Raw genomic sequence first — 16,096 nt, 5'->3', positions numbered from 1 at the left:
ATAGATCGTATGGTCCTGAAGCACAGGCCGTTCGTCGGAGCAGATCCGGCGGGCGGCCTGTTTTGATTTTCAGAGGGGAGAGATGAGCATGAGCACGGATCCGGCATTCGAGCGCGCTTATGACGAGATGATGGAAAAGGCGATCAAGGCGAGCGCGGGGGAGCGGAAAAGGAGACTGCTGCTGGACAGGTTTAACGAGAAGCTGCTGGCCCAGCACGTTTGGTGGGAGGTAAGAGGCGATCTCGCGGGCTTGATTCCCGAGATGGAGATCGCGGATCTGAAGGACGGCACGCGCTTCAGCGACTACGGCTTCCTCCATCCGATCCGGCGTCCTCGAGGATTGCTGATGGAGGCGGATGCCTTCGGCACGCACTTGCGGGACGTGAGCCGGTGGAAGTACGCCGATAACCTGGAGAGGCAGAATCATTTGCTCATCGACGGCTGGCACCTGCTCCGCTTTTCGCGCGACGACATGCTCGAGAAGCCGAGACGCTGCCAACAGACGCTGCTCGCCGCGCTGTCATCCTGGGGCTTCATCGCTCCCAAGGATCGGCCGAGATTGAACGTATACGAGCGGGCGATCTTGCATTATGCGCGGGAGCGCGCGGGAAGCGTGAGGATTGGTGAGCTATCCAACGACATAGATGTTAGTCACCGGACGATTAAAGAAACCTTGTTGCAGCTCGAAAAAAGGGGGCTGGTCGAATTGAAATGGTCTCAAGGCAGCAAGCTCATGCGATTTTTTGCAAAGTGAAAACTTAATAGGACCCATGTATGCACGTAGATCAACAGTTGGCGCGGGAGCGAGGGGTAACCAGCACATGTATGCACGTAGATCAACAGTTGGCGCGGGAGCGAGGGGTAACCAGCACAAGTATGCACGTAGATCAACAGTTGGCGCGGGGGCGAGGGGTAACTTGCCCAAGTATGCACGTAGATCAACAGTTGGCGCGGGAGCGAGGGGTAACCAGCACAAGTATGCACGTAGATCAACAGTTGGCGCGGGGGCGAGGGGTAACTTGCCCAAGTATGCACGTAGATCAACAGTTGGCGCGGGAGCGAGGGGTAACCAGCCCAAGTATGCACGTAGGTCAACAGTTGGTGCGGGGGCGAGGGGTAACTTGCCCAAGTATGCACGTAGATCAACAGTTGGCGCGGGAGCGAGGGGTAACCAGCTCAAGTATGCACGTAGGTCAACAGTTGGCGCGGAGCGAGGGGGAACCATCCCAAGTATGCACGTAGATCAACAGTTGGCGTGGGAGCGAGGGGTAACCAGCCCAAGTATGCACGTAGATCAACAGTTGGCGCGGGAGCGAGGAGTAACTTGCCCAAGTATGCACGTAGATCAACAGTTGGCGAATCGCTCCGCCAATCACTAAAAATCCCCCGCCTCCCGGCAGGGGATCCGCTAAACGTGTACAAGCCTTCAGCGGCACAAGGCCGAAGTCATCAGATAAGCGATGGTGGACTCGGCGCCGCAGTTGACGTTGGGGCCGTTTTCCTGGAGACCGTCGCAGCCGCTGCCGTCGCTTTCGTCGGCCATGATGGCGCCGAGATCGTTGTCGCCGAAAAACCACTGGAGGCAGCGATTGCGCGCGGCCCGCAGCTGCGCCGCGTAGTCGGCCACCTCGATCGCATGCGCGTCGGCTTCGCTTGCCGTTTTGGCTTCGCCGCGCTCCTCGGCCTGACCGTCCTCCGTCTCGGAGCGGACGGCGAGCGCGATCCCCACCTCCGGCGCACGGATGGCGCTGGCGCCGCGGAATCCGCTGGCGCCTCGGTCTCCGCCCGCCGACCTGGCATCCGCGCCGCCGCCTTGCGGAGGCACGCCTTGATCGTAGGCAAGCAGCAGCGCGACGCCCTGCTTGCCCGCTTCCTCCAGCGCGACGGCGCCTTCCTCGAGCGCCAGCGCCAGCTTGAAGATCTCGAGCGGCTGCTGGTCCCATTTGCTGCTGCGCGCGCGCGTGCGCCAGCCGGCATTGCCGACCGGGCGGAACCACCCTTCTTCCGCGGTCATCGCCGCTTGCAGGGATGAGAGGCTGTCGAGACCGATCTCCAGCGCTTCGGGCGCATGGGTCACCCGGTAGGATCGCAGCAGCGCCCAAGGGAGCACGCCGTTGCCGTAGCTCATCTGCGGCTCGAACCAGCGCCATTCCTCGTCCGAGTGGCGCAAGAACGTCTCGATCAGCTCGTCTTGAAAACGCACCACGTGCGTCTTGAGCTGCTCGCGCCAGCCCGGCTTGAAGGAGATCGCGCCGAGACGCTCGCTCTCGAGCGCATGCGCGCAAGCCGACAGCGCGTAGGCCTTGCCCCGCAGCGAACCGAGTCGTCCCAGCGTAGGCATCGCGCATTCGAACATCGCCTTCGCCGCGTCCTTGTGCGAGTCGGGCAGTCCCACCCAAGCGCTGACGCAAGCCCAGATCGACCGTCCCTGGCAGTCGTACGAGACCGATTCGGACTCCGGAGAGCGATCGTAGGCGACGTTGTTGTGCCACCAGCCGTCTTCTTTTTGCTGCCATAGCATGAACGATAAATAAATGGAAGCCAGCTCGAGCAGCTGAAGCCGATCCGCTTCGCTTACCTCCGCGCCGGGCACGTCCCGCAGCCATTCGGTGACAGCCCAGAGCGATCGCGCATTATCGTCCGTCGTATAGCCTTCGCGTCTGCGGGGCGTTCGCCCGAGCGCATGCTCGAGCAGTCCCGTATCGTCCGTCATTCGCCGCAAATGGGTAAAAGAGGGCGGATGGCTCCGCCCCTTCGGGTTATATAACATCGGCCATCCTCCAACGCTTCTCCGCAGCGGTCCGTTCCAGCAGCTGCAGGTATTCTTGGCCCACGACCGGCCATTGCATGCTTTTTCCGATATCGGCAACCATCTTCTCGCACAGTTTGAGCTTCTCCGGATAAGAGAAGAGCTCGATCAGCTTCACGCCCCAAGCCTCGACGTCGCCGTACGGAAGCAGGAGCTCCTCGCAGCCTTGAAGCAGATCCTTCGCATAAATGTAAGGCGTGCTAAGCACCGGCCGACCCAGCCCGACCGCGTAGGCCAGCGTGCCGCTCGTGATCTGCTGCATGCCGGGGTACGGCGTGACGTACAGATCGCACGCTTGCAGCAGGGACGTGAGCTCTTCTTCCGGAATATAACGGTCGATCATGCGCACATGATGCTGCAGGCCGAGTTCCTCGATCAAGGCATTCAGCTCTTCCCGGTAGGCTTCGCCCTCGTGCTTGCGCACTTCGGGATGCGTCTGTCCGGCCAACACGTACAGCAGATCGGGCACGGCCTTGACGGCAGCGGCCATAGAGCGCAGGATCAGCTCTACGCCTTTGCTGCGGCTGAGCAGGCCGAATTGGAAGACGACCTTGCGTTGCTCCCAGCCGTATTCGCTGCGCGTCCGGATCCGGTCCGCTTTGCTCGGCACGGGCGTTCCGTGCGGGATATAGGAGATCTTCTCCAGCGGGATGCCGAAGTTGTCGTTCAGATAACCGATCGCTTTGCGGTTCATGACGTGAATGCGGTCGCTTCGGTTCGCGATTTCGGCTTGAACGGCGGCATAGGGTTCTTGCGGGTCCTCGAATACGGTATGGAAGGTCGTGACGACCGGTTTGTTCAGCCTGTTCAGCAGCTCGAGCGCGTAGGAGCCGGCTTCTCCGCCGAAGATCCCGAACTCGTGCTGAAGGGAGATGATGTCGACGGCGCTTCGGTTCAAATAATCCGCCATCTTGCGGTATTCTTCTTTATCGTTTTTAAGAAGGGGATAGTGAAAGCTTTCATTATAAAGCTCCAGCTCGTCTTCGTTGCACATGGCGACGATCGGATCCGGAAAAATGCCGTTGTGGGCTACTCGAACCGCTTCCCGAAGATGGTGCGTATACGTGGCCAAGCCGCATTTCTTCGGTACGTAGGTGCTCACATAGGCGATTTGAAATGTTTTTGGACTCATTAAATGTCGCACCTCCAGCTTGTAGTAGCTAATCTGCTAACTTCAAAGAGTAGCTTCGGCGACTGGGACGCCGGAGCCGAAAGCATGCTCGCTGATTCGCGACGAATCGCCGACGACGGATCGGGCAGGGACGATTGTCCTGGTGATTCTGGCGCCTTGGCCGATCGTGCTATGGGAGCCGATGACCGAATACGGGCCGACGATCGCTTTGTCGCCGATCTTGGCGTACGCTCCGATCACGACGGGCGGCACGAGCAGCACGCCTTTTCCGATGACCGCGCCTTTGCCGATCCAAATGCCTTGTTCGTTCATTTCCGTACCGCTGATCGAAAGCGGAAGCTTGCGGTCAAGCAGGTCCCAGTGAATCTGGGCATAGCTCTCGGGCGAGGTTGCCATCATGCAATAGGTATCCGGTATGTAGCCGGAAATCTTGCTTCCATTGCCGATCAGGAGAGGAAATGTTTCGTTTTCCAATGAGACGTGACGTCCGTCCGGGATGTGCGACAGCGCGGATTTACTCATCATATATACGCCCGAGTTGAGAAGGTTAGACGGCGCATTCTGCGGGCTTGGCTCCGGGACGAGCGAGAGGACGTCCCCTTCGGATCCGATCTTGGCGAATCCGTAAGGCGAATCGTATCCGCACGGCGTAAGGCAAAGCGTCGCCAGCGCGTCCCGATCGGCATGGTACGCCATCGCCTCGTCGAGGCGAAACGCGTGAACGGCAGCGGGATGCAAAACGATGAACCGGTCCTGAAGCAGCGGTTCGGCCACCTTGATCGTACCCGCCGTGCCGAACGACTCCCAACCGGTTAGATAAGCGACGCGTATGCCGAATCGGGATCCGTCTCCAAGCAGTTCCATCAGTTCTGCCCCGTCCTGCTGACCGACCGCGACGACGAGTTCGAGGACGCCTTGATCGCGTCCCTGCGAGACCAAATGCTCGATCCAAGGGCGATTGACGACTGGGGTCGTCCATGCTCCAAAGCGGCTTGCCGCCGGATTCGCGCCGAGTAACAATGCTTGCATGGGCGTGTCGACCTCCGTGACGGGGATTGCCATCGCCATACGGCACAAGCGGCATGTACTTTACTTAACGCATTTCGACGGCCGATGAAACAGGAATTGTCAGAAAATCATGCATTCCGCCTTTCTTATCCGAACGATCCGGTCGGGCGAACGCAGCAAAAAGACAACCGTTGCGGGATGGTCCCGCAGCCGATTGCCTTTTGCGATCATGCCCGCTCTCAGGTACAAGCGCTTCTTATATAAATGCGCATTTAAGCAGTATATAAGAAGCGATTTACCAGTCGCTGCGCGTTTGCGCGTTATAAATTCCGGCGACGGCCGAAGATGAGCGAGACGACGAACAGGATCAGGAACAGGAAGAAGAGGAACTTGGCTACGCCGACGGCTGCGCCGACGATGCCGCCGAATCCGAAGATGGCAGCGACGATGGCGACGAGCAGGAAAATAAATGCCCAGTATAACATAAGAACGCCTCCTAAGTATGGAATGATGGTCATACCTTGCGGGATCGTGGCGGGTCGGGATGGCCGAGCTCTTTCAATGGAACGACTCCACCGCCTTGCCGAACGGGCGCCGCGAATGTCCGCGGATTTCATATCGCCCTGTCCAGCCCCCGCTAGTTTCGAGCATCGGTATGATCTTGCTGCATCCTTACCACTGCCCTAACCGGCTGAATCACCTTCGGATCGAGGCAATTTAATCCTACATTAACTTCTTGTTTTTACGTGCGGGAGGTCTTTAAGCTTCGGCCCGGAGAGACCCGGAACTTGGTTTCGCCGCTCGGCGGCAAGGGTAATTGACGATATGCAAGAGACAATCGAAATTCCCGAGAAAGGAAGGTGATACGCATGAGCAACCAGGCATTGATGGCTTGGAGCGTCGTCGTCGTCGCGATCAGCTTCGCCGCCCTCTGCGTATACTTGATCGTCACCTTGAAGGCGGCACGGGAGACGCTGGTCTCCGTCCAAGGCACGATCAAGGAAGCGAATCAGACGGTAGGGATGCTGCATACGAAAGTCGAGGACTTGACCAACAACGTCAAGGTCATCTCCGAGGACGTGAAGAACAAGATTCGTTCGACGGACGACTTCTTCCACGCCGCGCGCAATGCCGGTACGACGCTGAAGGAGACGACGGGGGCCGTAAGGGATATCTCGTCGACCTTGTCCCGTGCGGTCAGGCAACAGGTAGCCGCGCTCGAGCCCGGTCCCGAACACAAGAAGACATGGACCGAATGGTTCAAGATCGGCATGAACGTCGTATCGGCCATTCGAAGCGCCAAGCAGCAGAACAAAGAGGAAAAAGCGGTTCTCTCGGCCGAGCGTCAGGAAGAGGAGCATCGTCTGTACGACAGCGCCGCGTACGTCCCGGAACCGTTTCAACCCGGTTCGCATCGGGTATATAACGGACACAGTCACAACTGACGATTTTGAGTTGAAGGTATAGTCTAGTCGATAAGATGAAAGACAAAAATAAGAACAACGACAAGGAGGAATCGATATGGATAGAGCATACGCCAAGCTGGTAAACAACGGACTCGAAGCGTTTGATACGGTGAAGGATTTGCACCGCCAAGGCTACCGGGAAGAGGAAATTTACGTGCTGGCGCACGGCGAGAGCCGCACGGACCGGATCGCGGACGTGGCGAACGCCAACACGATCGGCGCTTCCGAAGAGGGCGTGATCCAATCCGTGGCGAACCTGTTCAGGGATCGTGGCGACGAGCTCAGGTCGAAGATCAAGTCGCTCGGATTCGACGCCTCCGAGGCGGAGCAATACGAAGCGGAGCTTGACCGGGGCAAAGTGCTCGTTCTCGCGAAGCATTGATCCACAGGTTACGCGGCTCGCTTTCCGAGATTAGGGAGGCTGGTTGACGGGAATAAGGAATGAGAGGCATTCGCCTGCTCATTCCTTATTCCCGTTTGCCGGCTTTGCTTTACAGCGGCCATTTGCTGCGATAACTTTAACGTATGATACAGGCGAGGAGAATTGAACAATGAGCATTTTGGTCGTAGACGACAATCCGATGAACGTGATGGTTGTCCGGGAGATGCTGAACCGGTCGGGATACGAGGACGTGCAGATCGCTTATTCGGCCGATGAGATGTTCGATATACTGCGCTCGGACAATCGCGGCGCCCAGGCGCCCACGGCGATTAATCTGATCCTGCTCGACCTGATGATGCCCGGCATGGACGGCATCGAGGCGTGCGGCTTGCTTCAGAAGGACGAACGTCTCCGCGATATCCCGGTCATCATGGTGACCGCGATCGGCGACTCCCGCAAGCTGGCGGAGGCGCTTGATGCCGGAGCGACGGATTACGTGACCAAGCCGATCAACAAGATCGAGCTGCTGGCGCGGATTCGATCGGCCCTTCGCCTGAAGACCGAGCTCGACTGGCATAAAGAGCGGGATCGAAGGCTGCATGAGGAGCTGAGCCTGGCAAGGCAGGTCCAGGAAGCCGTCATGCCCAACGACGTCGACGGCGAAAATCTGAGCGTGCAGGCGTTCTTCCGCGCGTCGGAAGGGCTGGCGGGAGATCTGTATGCCTGGCATGCGCTCGATTCGAACCATTATTTGATCGCCATCATGGATGCGATGGGACACGGGATCTCTTCCTCGCTGATCAGCATGTTCACCGCGTCGGTGCTGCACGAAGCGATGCGCACGACGGTGACGCCGAAGCGCATCGTCCACGAGCTGAACCGGCGCTTGCTGCAGCTTCAATACGAGAACGAGATGGTGCAATACTACTGCACCGGCATTTGCGCCTGGATCGATCTCGAGAACGGGATCATCGAATACGTCAATGCCGGCCATCCGCCTGGCCTCATCACGAGAGGAGACGGCGGCACGCAGCAGCTCTCCGCGACGGCGCCGCCGATCGGCATGTTCGAGCAGATGGACGTGCAGATGGAGACGGCGAGCATCCGCACGGGAGACGTGCTTCATCTGTTCACGGACGGATTGCTCGATTTGTTCCCGGGCGACATGGAGCAGCGGATCGAGCAGCTTACGGGCACGATTCTGGAGTCCGAGGGCGACCACGAAGCGCTCGAGAGCCTGCTCGTCCAGGAATCTTTGGACCGGCGGCCTGACGATCGCTGCCTGGTCCGGGTAGAAGTTAAAAAGGCGATGCGATAGACGGCCATATAACGTTAGTAGCATCTTTACATAGCGATATTGAGGGACATGTCCTTCTCGGCTGGCAAGCCGACGAAAGGCGAATCATAAAAAGCGTGGTGTTACATTGACCGATTTTTTAGATATAAGTCCCTATGACGAGCGCTTGGAAAAAATCGAGATCGAAAGCCTCCTGGAGGCGTTGTTCAAGCGGTACGGCTACGATTTTCGCAATTATGCTTATCCGTCGCTGCGCCGCAGAATATGGCATCGCGCGTCGATCGAACAGCTCGATACGATATCCAAGCTGCAAAATCTCGTGCTTCACGATCGCGAGGCTTTCGAACGGCTGCTGTCCGATCTGGTCATTCCGGTCACGGAGATGTTCAGGGATCCCGGCTTGTTCCAGATTCTCAGGTCGCGCGTCATGCCGATCCTGAAGCAGGCTTCGTTCATTCGCGCCTGGCATGCGGGCTGCGCGACCGGCGAAGAAGCCTACTCCATGGCGATTCTGCTGGACGAGATCCGGATGTTGAATCATGCCCGCATTTATGCGACGGACATCAGCGAGACGAGCCTTCAACGCGCCAGGCAGGGCTTGATCGCGCAGGAGCGGATGAGCCTTTACGCGCATAACTACGAGCAGTCCGGCGGAAAAGAGCCTTTCGAATCTTTATACGAAACGAATCACGGGCAAGCGATGCTGCATGCCAAATACCTCGAACGGATCGTCTTCGCCGAGCACAATCTGGTGACGGATCGCTCGTTTAACGAGTTTCAGATCATTTTTTGCCGCAACGTCATGATTTACTTCGATACCGGACTCCGCGAACGGGTTCACTCGCTGCTGTACGAGAGCTTGGCGCCCGGCGGTTTTCTCGTGCTCGGCAACAAGGAGTCCGTCGCCTTCACGAGCTTCGCCGGACGCTACGAGACTTGGAACGACGAGTACCGAATCTATCGCAAGCCCCTCTGACGCGAGCGTCTGAAGCGGCGCACACGGTTCAAAGCGCCCTCCCTCGGGTAAAATTACAAAAAGGCGATGGATTCGATTGCCGCCTATAAGGAGGGAATGGCCATGGGAGTCACGATCGGCATTTTTGAAAGCGAACAACGCGTGTTGGACGCCGTGGAGCTGCTTCGCGCCAACGGCGCGCATCGCGACGACGTGCGCGTCATCGTCAAGAGCGAGGAGAACGTCCCGCTGCTGTCCGCCAGCGATTCGATCCAGGTCGAGAGCATCACCGGTATCCAAGAAGCCAGGGATCGGACCTATGGCGACCGCGACGGGTCGTGGGGCGATGAAGGCGTGCTTCCGCTTCCGGCAGCCGGTCTCCTGGCGACGCCGCAGGTTAGCGGAACGGGCGGATACGTGGGCGGCGTCGTACCGGCGGGCTTAGCGGCGGCAGGCTTGGCGGGGCGCGGCGGCGGATTGCTGGACGTGGACGGCGACGGACCGCATACGGATGACGTGCTGTCGGATCTCGGCCTGCCGGAAGGCAACGCGGATCGACTTGCCGAGGAAGTGAACGGCGGGCGATACCTCGTGGTCGTCGGCGAGCGCCCCGACGATCAGGCGGGCAGCCTTTTGAGCCAAGCGGGAGCGGTCGAAGTGATTCATTGACGTCCGCCGCAACTCAAGAAGAACCGGTCTGCGCTACTTCGGCAGACCGGTTCTTCGATTGCGAAGCCCGACGACATCGTCCAGCGGACCAGTCTTGCCTTGGAACGCGTCCAGCAGAATATCGCTCGCGAGCATGCTGTATACGGCGCCGTTGCCTCCATACCCTAGCGCGATATAGCGGCCGGGACGCTCCGGATCCTCCCCGATCCAAGGCAGATTGTCCTTGGATTCGCAAAACGTTCCGTTCCAGGCGTACTCCGGTTCGAGTGACATACCGGGAAAAAGTTTCCGGGCTTCCTTGAGCAGCCGATCCGCATACTTGTTCAATTCGCTTTGCGAGGCGACGGGCTGGCGAATATCCTCGTCGAAGCCGCCGATCACGACGCGGCCGTCAGGCGTCGTGCGGGCATACAAATAAGGCCTTGCGGTTTCCCACAGCAGCCACCTCTGGTGCCAATCGGCAAGCGAAGGCACGATTCGGGTCGCGATGGCATAGGTACGGGCGAACTTGACGCCGAGCCGGGCTATGCCGGCGATCTCGGGTTGATAGCCGACTGCGTAAACGACGAACGAGGCCTTAATTGCGCCGCAGGAAGTATGGCACAGCAAATCGCCCTTCGGTCCTTCGACTGACTTCAGGGCCGTATGTTCGTAAATGCGCGCGCCTTTTTCCGACGCTTGTTCGGCGAGCCTGACCGCAAAGCGGTACGGATTCAACTCGCCGTCGCCGTTCGTCACGATCGCCGCAGGCTTGGCGAACGGGAAAAAAGCGCGAATGCCGGCTTCGTCCAGCCAGTCGACGCTGAAGCCGTGCGCGCGAAGGGTTTCGTATTCCGCCTTGAGCTGAGGGACGTCGGCGGAGGAGCTGGCGAAGTAAAGGCTGCTGCGCTTTTTGAAGGCCACATCCGCAGGCAGTCTCTCCGCGAGCAGGCACAGACGCTCTAAGGCATTTTTGCACGCGCGATAAAAATGCACGGCCCGATCGTCGCCAAGTTGGGACAAGAGGTCCGTCAGCATGATATCATTGGAATATTGTAGCAAACCGGTGCTGGCGGCAGAGCTGCCTTCGCCGATTCTTCCTTCGTCGATGAGGACGACGGACATGCCGGCCGCGGCCAAGATGTCGCAGGCCAGCGTGCCGGTCAAGCCACCGCCGACGATCAAAACGTCGCACCGCTCGGATTCGCCGGAGAGGGGCGGGTACCGGGCAGGTTCGCCGCCGGCGGAAGGCCAGAGCAAGGAACCGAAGTATAGCGGGTGCAAAGGAACGCCTCCGTCAAGTGGGATTCGTCCAAGTATATCCGAAATGGGCGCCGGTTAGACGAGCGGCAGCAAGTAGTAGATCACCAGATACAGTACCCCGAAGAAAATGATCAAATATGCGGCATACTTGATGAAGGTCGACCAAACCATGCTGGAATCCGACTTTTCCTGCACCTCGTGCCTTTCGATGTCGACATCCTTGTTCATGTTGTTCAGCTCCTTCGTGAAATGTTATCCTGCGTTGGGATATGCTTCTTTACCCGACCGCCAACGGCCCCAAACAAAGGGCTTTTCCCAGGATAAGGCTGTTTCAATAGGCGAAGGCGAGGGGTAATAAAATTTATGAATAACGGAGAGGGGTTTCGTATGCAAAACGAAAAATTGACTTTTCAAACAGAAAATCTGGACGGCCTGACCGTCGTGCGGATCGCGGGCGAACTCGATCTCGAGGTTGCATCGCAGATGCGCTCCGTGATGGAGCCCCTGATGGAATTGTCCGACCGCAAGCTCGTACTTAATCTTCGGGACCTCAAATACATCGACAGCACCGGCATCGGTATTCTGATCAGCATCGTGAAGGCCCGTCATGCTCGCAACGCCCCTTTCGGAGTAGAAGAAGTGCCTTCGACGATTCAAAAATTATTCGACATGACGGGAATCACCCCGTTTTTGGCCGCTTCTCCAAATGCTTAACGCGAGCGAGCAATTACATTCCGAAGGGAACGAGGACGAAACAACGATGAGAAACGATGGGACAGTGACGCTGACGGTACCCGCCAAAGCCGAGTTCGTTGACATTATCCGCTTGACCTTGTACGGCATAGCCGCCAAGATGAAATTTTCGTTCGAAGAAATCGAAGATATGAAGGTTGCCGTCTCGGAGGCTTGCAACAACGCCGTTTTGCATGCCTACGACCATTCTCAACCGGGCCAGATCGAGGTATCCTTCACCATCATAAACGAAGACCGTCTCCAGATCGCGGTGAGCGACTCGGGCGTCAGCTTCGAATCGGTGACCGATCGGTCCACGTCCACCTTGCATGGAAAGTCCATCGATGAAATCCAGTCGGGCGGATTGGGACTTTACTTGATGCAAGCGTTGATGGACGAAGTGGAGATCCGAAGCAATCAAGGCACGAGCGTCATCCTAACAAAACGGCGGCTGGCGCAAGAAACGGTATGAGTCTTCAATCGAGCGCCCGTCTGCCCGACGACGCGATCTTGAAGCTGCTGGAGTACCAGAAAACATTGCGCAACGAGCTGGCCGAGGAGCTGATCCGGCACTACGAGCCGCTCGTTCGCATGGCCGCGCACAAAATGTCGCGCAGCCATCTTAGCTTGCAAGAAGATTTGTTCCAGGTCGGCCGGATGACGTTGTTCAGGCTGCTGAAGCAATTCGACCCCGATCTGGGCATGCCGTTCGAGCCTTACGCCATGAAGAGCATCGTAGGCCAGATGAAAAATTATCTCCGCGATAAGTCTTGGTACATTCAAGTGCCGCGGCGAATCAAGGAGAAGGGGCTCGTCGTGCAGCAAGCGATCGACGAGATGACCGTACGCCTCGAACGCTCGCCGAGCGTAGAAGAGATCGCCGAATTCCTGGAGATGAGCGTCGAGGATACGCTCGAGGTGCTGGCCGGACGCGAGCTGCATCACTACGTCTCGCTGGATACGCCGGTATCGCAGGAAGAAAACACCGCCACGCTCGGCGAACTGATCGGCTCCACCGCCGACGACTTTGCCGGCGTCGACCGCCGCATCGATCTGCAGGAAGCGATGATGAAGCTGAAGCCCGAGGAACGGCAGGTGCTCTTGCTCCTGTACGAAGAAGGGCTGTCCCAGCGAAGCGCCGCCGACCGGCTGCAGGTGTCGCAGATGAGCATCTCCCGCATCCAGCGTCGCGCCATCGAGAAGCTGAAAGGCTGGCTTACCGAACCCGGCGACGACGGGGATTCCGATTAATTCCAATTCGATCGACTGTTTCTACATTCCCGCCGCCGGGTAATAATCGGTAAGCTACACCATTCACTTCGCCGAAGGCGGTGGACATGATGACAGTCAAATATCGAATCGAATGCTTCGAGTGCGACATCGTGGTCAGGCAAAAAGACGAGGCCCATACACTTAGCATCCAATCCCGCAAAACGCCACTTGGCAACGGCAACCGGTTAGCCGAATATGCATCCGAGCAAGAGGCCGTACACGCGGCGGATCAACTCTGCCAGTCGTACACCATTGCGAGGGAATTCGGCTACCATCTCTCCGGTGGTGAATTCGTCAGAGACGGCGTTCCTTCCATCGAAGTCGTATCGCTGCTCAAGCAGGAACTCGACGCATCCGACCTGAAGTCGCTTCTCAATCGCGAGGCCATCAAGCACGGCATTCAGCAGACAGGATGAAACCGGTTGCAACATAAATGAGGGCCTCCGACGAGGCCCTTTTTTAATGCGCTTGTCGTTGGTTGCCTTCCCATGCCGGGTCATCAGGCTTTCTCTTGGATCGGATCGCTGACGAGGCCTTCCTCGCTTAGTTCGCTCCCGGTCTTGACGCGCTCCATGTCGCGGCCGAGACGCTTCAGATCGTCAAAGTCCTGCACCATCGAGCCGTTCATCGCCTCCTCTACGGAACGGGTCTCGATCGGACCGGAGGGCCGGCTGTCTTCGTCAGGCCGGTAATCGGCATTGGCGCGGTCCGTCGTCGCATCCGGCTTTACGACGGCACTTTCCGCGACTGCCTCCCGAATGTCAGGCTGTTTGGAATCATTCATTTCGATCGCCCCTTTTCGTGGATTCGCACAGACAAAAGCCAATCCCGAGCGGGCTCGGGGTTGGCTTTTGGGGGTTATTCAGTTCGGCTTCGTCGATTCCTGGAGGGAACCGGTGATGTCGTCCTTGGCGCCGTTCATGCCGTCCTTCGCGCTGGACAATGCCGATTTGGTCTGGCCGATCACATCCGAAGCTTGTTGGCCTACTTTGGAGGCCAGCTCCTGGGTTTTCGTTCCGGCAGTGGAAACCCACTCCTTCGATTTATCCATGGACTTGCTATATGCGTTCATCAGATCCTGGCGCGTTTCGCGTCCCGGCTTCGGAGCCAGCAGCAACGCTGCCGCTGCGCCTACTACGCCGCCGATAACAACACCTTTAACCATTCCTGCCATGTGAATTCCTCCTTGTAATGGCTGAGCCATTTTGTTATAAGTGTTAACGTCCTGCTTGAGTTTTTTTACCCCTGCGAGTAGGCGCTGAATCATTGCGGACTTTCCGCAAGGCGTGCTTTAGACTACAATAGGTAGCAGATGATCAAAGAGGGCGAGGACGTTCATGGAATCACAAGAATACGGCGGCAGCCTGTCTTCGTACGGCTGGAGCCGCAGCGAATCGGAGCGGGACAGGAGGCCTTGGGGCCGAATCGATTTTATTTTGATCGGGATCCTGATGCTCGTCTCGGCATGGCTGTCGCTCCACGATCTGGGCGATCGGCACGCGCCGCAGACTTTCTGGCGGCCCGACGTATCGGGCGAAGGCTTCGTAGCCGACTTCGGAGAGCTGCGACAGGTCGGCCGCATCAGCCTGTACGAAGGACCCGGAGCCGCCGGCGAGACGCAAATCGAATCGTCGGCCGACGGCGTGAACTGGTCGCCATATCTGACGGTCGAGCACAAGACGGGCCGGGTGTTCACCTGGATGGCGGAGGACAAGCCCGTCAGCGCGCGGTATATGAAATTTACGGCCAAGCGCACCGGGTACAGCCTTTACGAGGCCGGCTTTTTCGAGGCGGATACGAAGGCGCGGATCGCCATCGCGAATATCGAGCCGGCCGGCGCCAAGGGAGAGACCTCGGCGGGCGGCGGCGAGCAGGTATTCGACGAGCAGGACGAAGCGCCGTACCGGCCGGACTATCGCAACAGCATGTATTTCGACGAGATCTATCACGGACGCACCGCCTACGAATTCATCCATGAGATCCAGCCCTACGAATGGACGCATCCCCCGCTCGGCAAGTGGCTGCTCACGTTCGGCATTCGCCTGTTCGATATGACGCCGTACGGGTGGAGGTTCATGGCGGCCGTGTGCGGCACGCTGATGGTGCCCGTGTTCTACGCCGCCGCCAGGGCGATGTTCCGGAGCACGCGCTACGCGTTTATCGCGGCTTTGCTGCTCGTGCTGGAGGGCTTCCATCTCGTTCATTCGCGGATGGCCAACGTCGACGTATTCGGCGTGACCTTCACGATTTTGATGTACACGTTTATGTATAAGTACGGAGAGAAAAAATGGGAAAGCGGGGGCTTCGGCCGAAGTTTCGGCTATCTGGCGCTGTCCGGCATTTTTTTCGGTTGCGCCGCTGCGGTCAAGTGGAACTACATGTACGGCGGCGCAGGCCTTGCCGTCCTGTTGTTCCTGGCGCTGTACAGGCGCTGGCGCGAGTCCCGCTGGGAATACGGCAGCGCGTACTTCAAGAAGCTGACGCTGACGCTGCTGTCTTGCGTGATTCTGTTCGTGGCGGTTCCTGCGGGGATTTACGCGGCTTCGTACATACCTTATGAAAAGGCGACCAAGGCGGACGACGGGCTGAAGGATCTGCCGCGCTACCAAAAAGACATTTACAACTATCATAAAGGCGTCAAAGAGAAGCACCCGTACTCGTCCAAATGGTATACGTGGCCCGTGATGCTGCGTCCGGTCTGGTATTACGGCGGCAAGGATCTGGCGAAGGGAGATGCGCAGAGCATCGCGGCCATCGGCAATCCGTTGATCTGGTGGGGCGGTTTGGCGGCCATGCTGCTCTCCTGGTGGCTGGGCGCGCGCAACAGGGACAAGGCGGTGCTGACGATCGCGGTCATGTATTTGTCGTTTTACGTCCCGTGGATGGTCTCGCCGCGCAGCATCACGTTCCTGTACCACTACTTCCCGATGGTGCCGCTGCTGATCTTGTCCATCGTGTGGATGCTTCGATGGCTGGAGCAGCGCTGGTACTACGGCAGGACGTTCACCGTGCTCGTCGTGGCGGGCGCCGCCGTCTTGTTCATTTGGTTCTATCCCGTCCTGACCGGCATGACCATCAGCCGCGAGTGGATGAACTTCGGCATACGATGGCTGCCGAGCTGGGGATTTTAAT

Annotated in this window: 19 protein-coding genes; 11 read left to right on the top strand and 8 right to left on the bottom strand. The window is 58.3% G+C overall.

All coding sequences use genetic code 11. The features are described 5' to 3' along the window. The first annotated feature begins 88 nt into the window (after nt 1-88). Complete coding sequence (locus BM235_RS00295) at nt 89-754, top strand: hypothetical protein (protein ID WP_090108546.1); 666 nt, start codon at nt 89-91, stop codon at nt 752-754. 672 nt (nt 755-1,426) lie between these two features. Here BM235_RS00295 and BM235_RS00290 read toward each other — a convergent pair. From BM235_RS00290 to BM235_RS00275, 4 genes are all read right to left on the bottom strand, one after another. Then, nucleotides 1,427-2,770, bottom strand: a complete 1,344-nt coding sequence (locus BM235_RS00290; protein ID WP_090108545.1) for a hypothetical protein — start codon at nt 2,768-2,770, stop codon at nt 1,427-1,429. Next, nucleotides 2,760-3,941, bottom strand: coding sequence for a glycosyltransferase family 4 protein (locus BM235_RS00285; protein ID WP_090108544.1), 1,182 nt, complete (start codon nt 3,939-3,941; stop codon nt 2,760-2,762). The genes BM235_RS00290 and BM235_RS00285 overlap by 11 nt, the downstream gene beginning before the upstream one ends. A 42-nt stretch (nt 3,942-3,983) precedes the next feature. Next, nucleotides 3,984-4,970 (bottom strand): sugar phosphate nucleotidyltransferase, encoded by a 987-nt coding sequence (locus tag BM235_RS00280; protein ID WP_158543628.1) that lies wholly within the window; start codon nt 4,968-4,970, stop codon nt 3,984-3,986. A 299-nt stretch (nt 4,971-5,269) separates the two neighbouring features. Continuing rightward, nucleotides 5,270-5,434: a DUF1328 domain-containing protein gene (locus BM235_RS00275; protein ID WP_090108542.1), complete on the bottom strand. Its 165-nt coding sequence runs from the start codon at nt 5,432-5,434 to the stop codon at nt 5,270-5,272. A gap of 384 nt (nt 5,435-5,818) precedes the next feature. Here BM235_RS00275 and BM235_RS00270 point away from each other — a divergent pair, with 384 nt between their 5' ends. The 5 genes from BM235_RS00270 (at nt 5,819) to BM235_RS00250 (ending at nt 9,718) form a co-directional block, all read left to right on the top strand. After that, nucleotides 5,819-6,394 (top strand): DUF948 domain-containing protein, encoded by a 576-nt coding sequence (locus BM235_RS00270; RefSeq protein WP_090108541.1) that lies wholly within the window; start codon nt 5,819-5,821, stop codon nt 6,392-6,394. A gap of 76 nt (nt 6,395-6,470) precedes the next feature. Further along, nucleotides 6,471-6,797 (top strand): YflT domain-containing protein, encoded by a 327-nt coding sequence (locus BM235_RS00265; RefSeq protein WP_090108540.1) that lies wholly within the window; start codon nt 6,471-6,473, stop codon nt 6,795-6,797. Between the two features lie 169 nt (nt 6,798-6,966). Next, nucleotides 6,967-8,115, top strand: a complete 1,149-nt coding sequence (locus tag BM235_RS00260) for a PP2C family protein-serine/threonine phosphatase (RefSeq protein ID WP_090108539.1) — start codon at nt 6,967-6,969, stop codon at nt 8,113-8,115. Between the two features lie 145 nt (nt 8,116-8,260). Next, nucleotides 8,261-9,070 (top strand): CheR family methyltransferase, encoded by an 810-nt coding sequence (locus BM235_RS00255; protein ID WP_255373996.1) that lies wholly within the window; start codon nt 8,261-8,263, stop codon nt 9,068-9,070. Between the two features lie 102 nt (nt 9,071-9,172). Next, nucleotides 9,173-9,718 carry a hypothetical protein gene (locus tag BM235_RS00250; RefSeq protein ID WP_090108537.1) on the top strand — a complete coding sequence of 182 codons (546 nt, stop codon included), beginning with the start codon at nt 9,173-9,175 and terminating at the stop codon, nt 9,716-9,718. Between the two features lie 33 nt (nt 9,719-9,751). On the opposite strand, the gene BM235_RS00245 is transcribed toward BM235_RS00250, so the two are convergent. Both BM235_RS00245 and BM235_RS31870 read right to left on the bottom strand, forming a co-directional pair. Then, nucleotides 9,752-10,981, bottom strand: coding sequence for an NAD(P)/FAD-dependent oxidoreductase (locus tag BM235_RS00245; protein ID WP_158543627.1), 1,230 nt, complete (start codon nt 10,979-10,981; stop codon nt 9,752-9,754). A 54-nt stretch (nt 10,982-11,035) separates the two neighbouring features. Continuing rightward, the gene (locus BM235_RS31870) at nt 11,036-11,188 is read right to left on the bottom strand and encodes a hypothetical protein (RefSeq protein ID WP_177244169.1); all 153 of its coding nucleotides are present in this window, start codon (nt 11,186-11,188) and stop codon (nt 11,036-11,038) included. Nucleotides 11,189-11,347: 159 nt separating this feature from the next. Between BM235_RS31870 and BM235_RS00240 the strand changes: the two genes are divergently transcribed. The 4 genes from BM235_RS00240 to BM235_RS00225 all read left to right on the top strand — a co-directional run bounded on the left by BM235_RS00240 (nt 11,348) and on the right by BM235_RS00225 (nt 13,380). Further along, nucleotides 11,348-11,674 carry an STAS domain-containing protein gene (locus tag BM235_RS00240; RefSeq protein WP_090108535.1) on the top strand — a complete coding sequence of 109 codons (327 nt, stop codon included), beginning with the start codon at nt 11,348-11,350 and terminating at the stop codon, nt 11,672-11,674. A 46-nt stretch (nt 11,675-11,720) separates the two neighbouring features. Further along, nucleotides 11,721-12,164 (top strand): anti-sigma B factor RsbW, encoded by a 444-nt coding sequence (gene rsbW / locus BM235_RS00235; protein ID WP_090108534.1) that lies wholly within the window; start codon nt 11,721-11,723, stop codon nt 12,162-12,164. After that, entirely contained in the window at nt 12,161-12,943 is a 783-nt protein-coding gene (locus BM235_RS00230; protein ID WP_090108533.1) for a sigma-70 family RNA polymerase sigma factor, read from the top strand. Before rsbW ends, BM235_RS00230 begins: the two co-directional genes overlap by 4 nt. 86 nt (nt 12,944-13,029) lie before the next feature. Continuing rightward, nucleotides 13,030-13,380, top strand: coding sequence for a hypothetical protein (locus tag BM235_RS00225; protein WP_090108532.1), 351 nt, complete (start codon nt 13,030-13,032; stop codon nt 13,378-13,380). Nucleotides 13,381-13,463: 83 nt separating this feature from the next. On the opposite strand, the gene BM235_RS00220 is transcribed toward BM235_RS00225, so the two are convergent. Next, a complete protein-coding gene (locus BM235_RS00220) occupies nt 13,464-13,748 on the bottom strand; it encodes a hypothetical protein (RefSeq protein WP_090108531.1) in 285 nt (94 codons plus the stop codon). Between the two features lie 78 nt (nt 13,749-13,826). Further along, nucleotides 13,827-14,138 (bottom strand): YtxH domain-containing protein, encoded by a 312-nt coding sequence (locus BM235_RS00215; RefSeq protein ID WP_158543625.1) that lies wholly within the window; start codon nt 14,136-14,138, stop codon nt 13,827-13,829. Between the two features lie 163 nt (nt 14,139-14,301). Here BM235_RS00215 and BM235_RS00210 point away from each other — a divergent pair, with 163 nt between their 5' ends. Continuing rightward, complete coding sequence (locus tag BM235_RS00210) at nt 14,302-16,095, top strand: glycosyltransferase family 39 protein (RefSeq protein WP_090108530.1); 1,794 nt, start codon at nt 14,302-14,304, stop codon at nt 16,093-16,095. Nucleotide 16,096: the final 1 nt, after the last annotated feature.

The sequence above is a fragment of the Cohnella sp. OV330 genome (assembly GCF_900112065.1).
In the GTDB taxonomy this organism is placed as follows: domain Bacteria; phylum Bacillota; class Bacilli; order Paenibacillales; family Paenibacillaceae; genus Cohnella.
The sequence above is the reverse complement of the archived record's forward strand: the minus strand, read 5'-3'. Positions and strand labels throughout refer to the sequence as shown.

Bases quoted from the DNA above. Each gene is read 5' to 3' on its own strand.
- BM235_RS00295 (WP_090108546.1), top strand. From the start codon at position 89: ATGAGCACGGATCCGGCATTCGAGCGCGCTTATGACGAGATGATGGAA.
- BM235_RS00290 (WP_090108545.1), bottom strand. From the start codon at position 2,770: ATGTTATATAACCCGAAGGGGCGGAGCCATCCGCCCTCTTTTACCCAT.
- BM235_RS00285 (WP_090108544.1), bottom strand. From the start codon at position 3,941: ATGAGTCCAAAAACATTTCAAATCGCCTATGTGAGCACCTACGTACCG.
- BM235_RS00280 (WP_158543628.1), bottom strand. From the start codon at position 4,970: ATGCAAGCATTGTTACTCGGCGCGAATCCGGCGGCAAGCCGCTTTGGA.
- BM235_RS00275 (WP_090108542.1), bottom strand. From the start codon at position 5,434: ATGTTATACTGGGCATTTATTTTCCTGCTCGTCGCCATCGTCGCTGCC.
- BM235_RS00270 (WP_090108541.1), top strand. From the start codon at position 5,819: ATGAGCAACCAGGCATTGATGGCTTGGAGCGTCGTCGTCGTCGCGATC.
- BM235_RS00265 (WP_090108540.1), top strand. From the start codon at position 6,471: ATGGATAGAGCATACGCCAAGCTGGTAAACAACGGACTCGAAGCGTTT.
- BM235_RS00260 (WP_090108539.1), top strand. From the start codon at position 6,967: ATGAGCATTTTGGTCGTAGACGACAATCCGATGAACGTGATGGTTGTC.
- BM235_RS00250 (WP_090108537.1), top strand. From the start codon at position 9,173: ATGGGAGTCACGATCGGCATTTTTGAAAGCGAACAACGCGTGTTGGAC.
- BM235_RS31870 (WP_177244169.1), bottom strand. From the start codon at position 11,188: ATGAACAAGGATGTCGACATCGAAAGGCACGAGGTGCAGGAAAAGTCG.
- BM235_RS00240 (WP_090108535.1), top strand. From the start codon at position 11,348: ATGCAAAACGAAAAATTGACTTTTCAAACAGAAAATCTGGACGGCCTG.
- rsbW (WP_090108534.1), top strand. From the start codon at position 11,721: ATGAGAAACGATGGGACAGTGACGCTGACGGTACCCGCCAAAGCCGAG.
- BM235_RS00230 (WP_090108533.1), top strand. From the start codon at position 12,161: ATGAGTCTTCAATCGAGCGCCCGTCTGCCCGACGACGCGATCTTGAAG.
- BM235_RS00225 (WP_090108532.1), top strand. From the start codon at position 13,030: ATGATGACAGTCAAATATCGAATCGAATGCTTCGAGTGCGACATCGTG.
- BM235_RS00220 (WP_090108531.1), bottom strand. From the start codon at position 13,748: ATGAATGATTCCAAACAGCCTGACATTCGGGAGGCAGTCGCGGAAAGT.
- BM235_RS00215 (WP_158543625.1), bottom strand. From the start codon at position 14,138: ATGGCAGGAATGGTTAAAGGTGTTGTTATCGGCGGCGTAGTAGGCGCA.
- BM235_RS00210 (WP_090108530.1), top strand. From the start codon at position 14,302: ATGGAATCACAAGAATACGGCGGCAGCCTGTCTTCGTACGGCTGGAGC.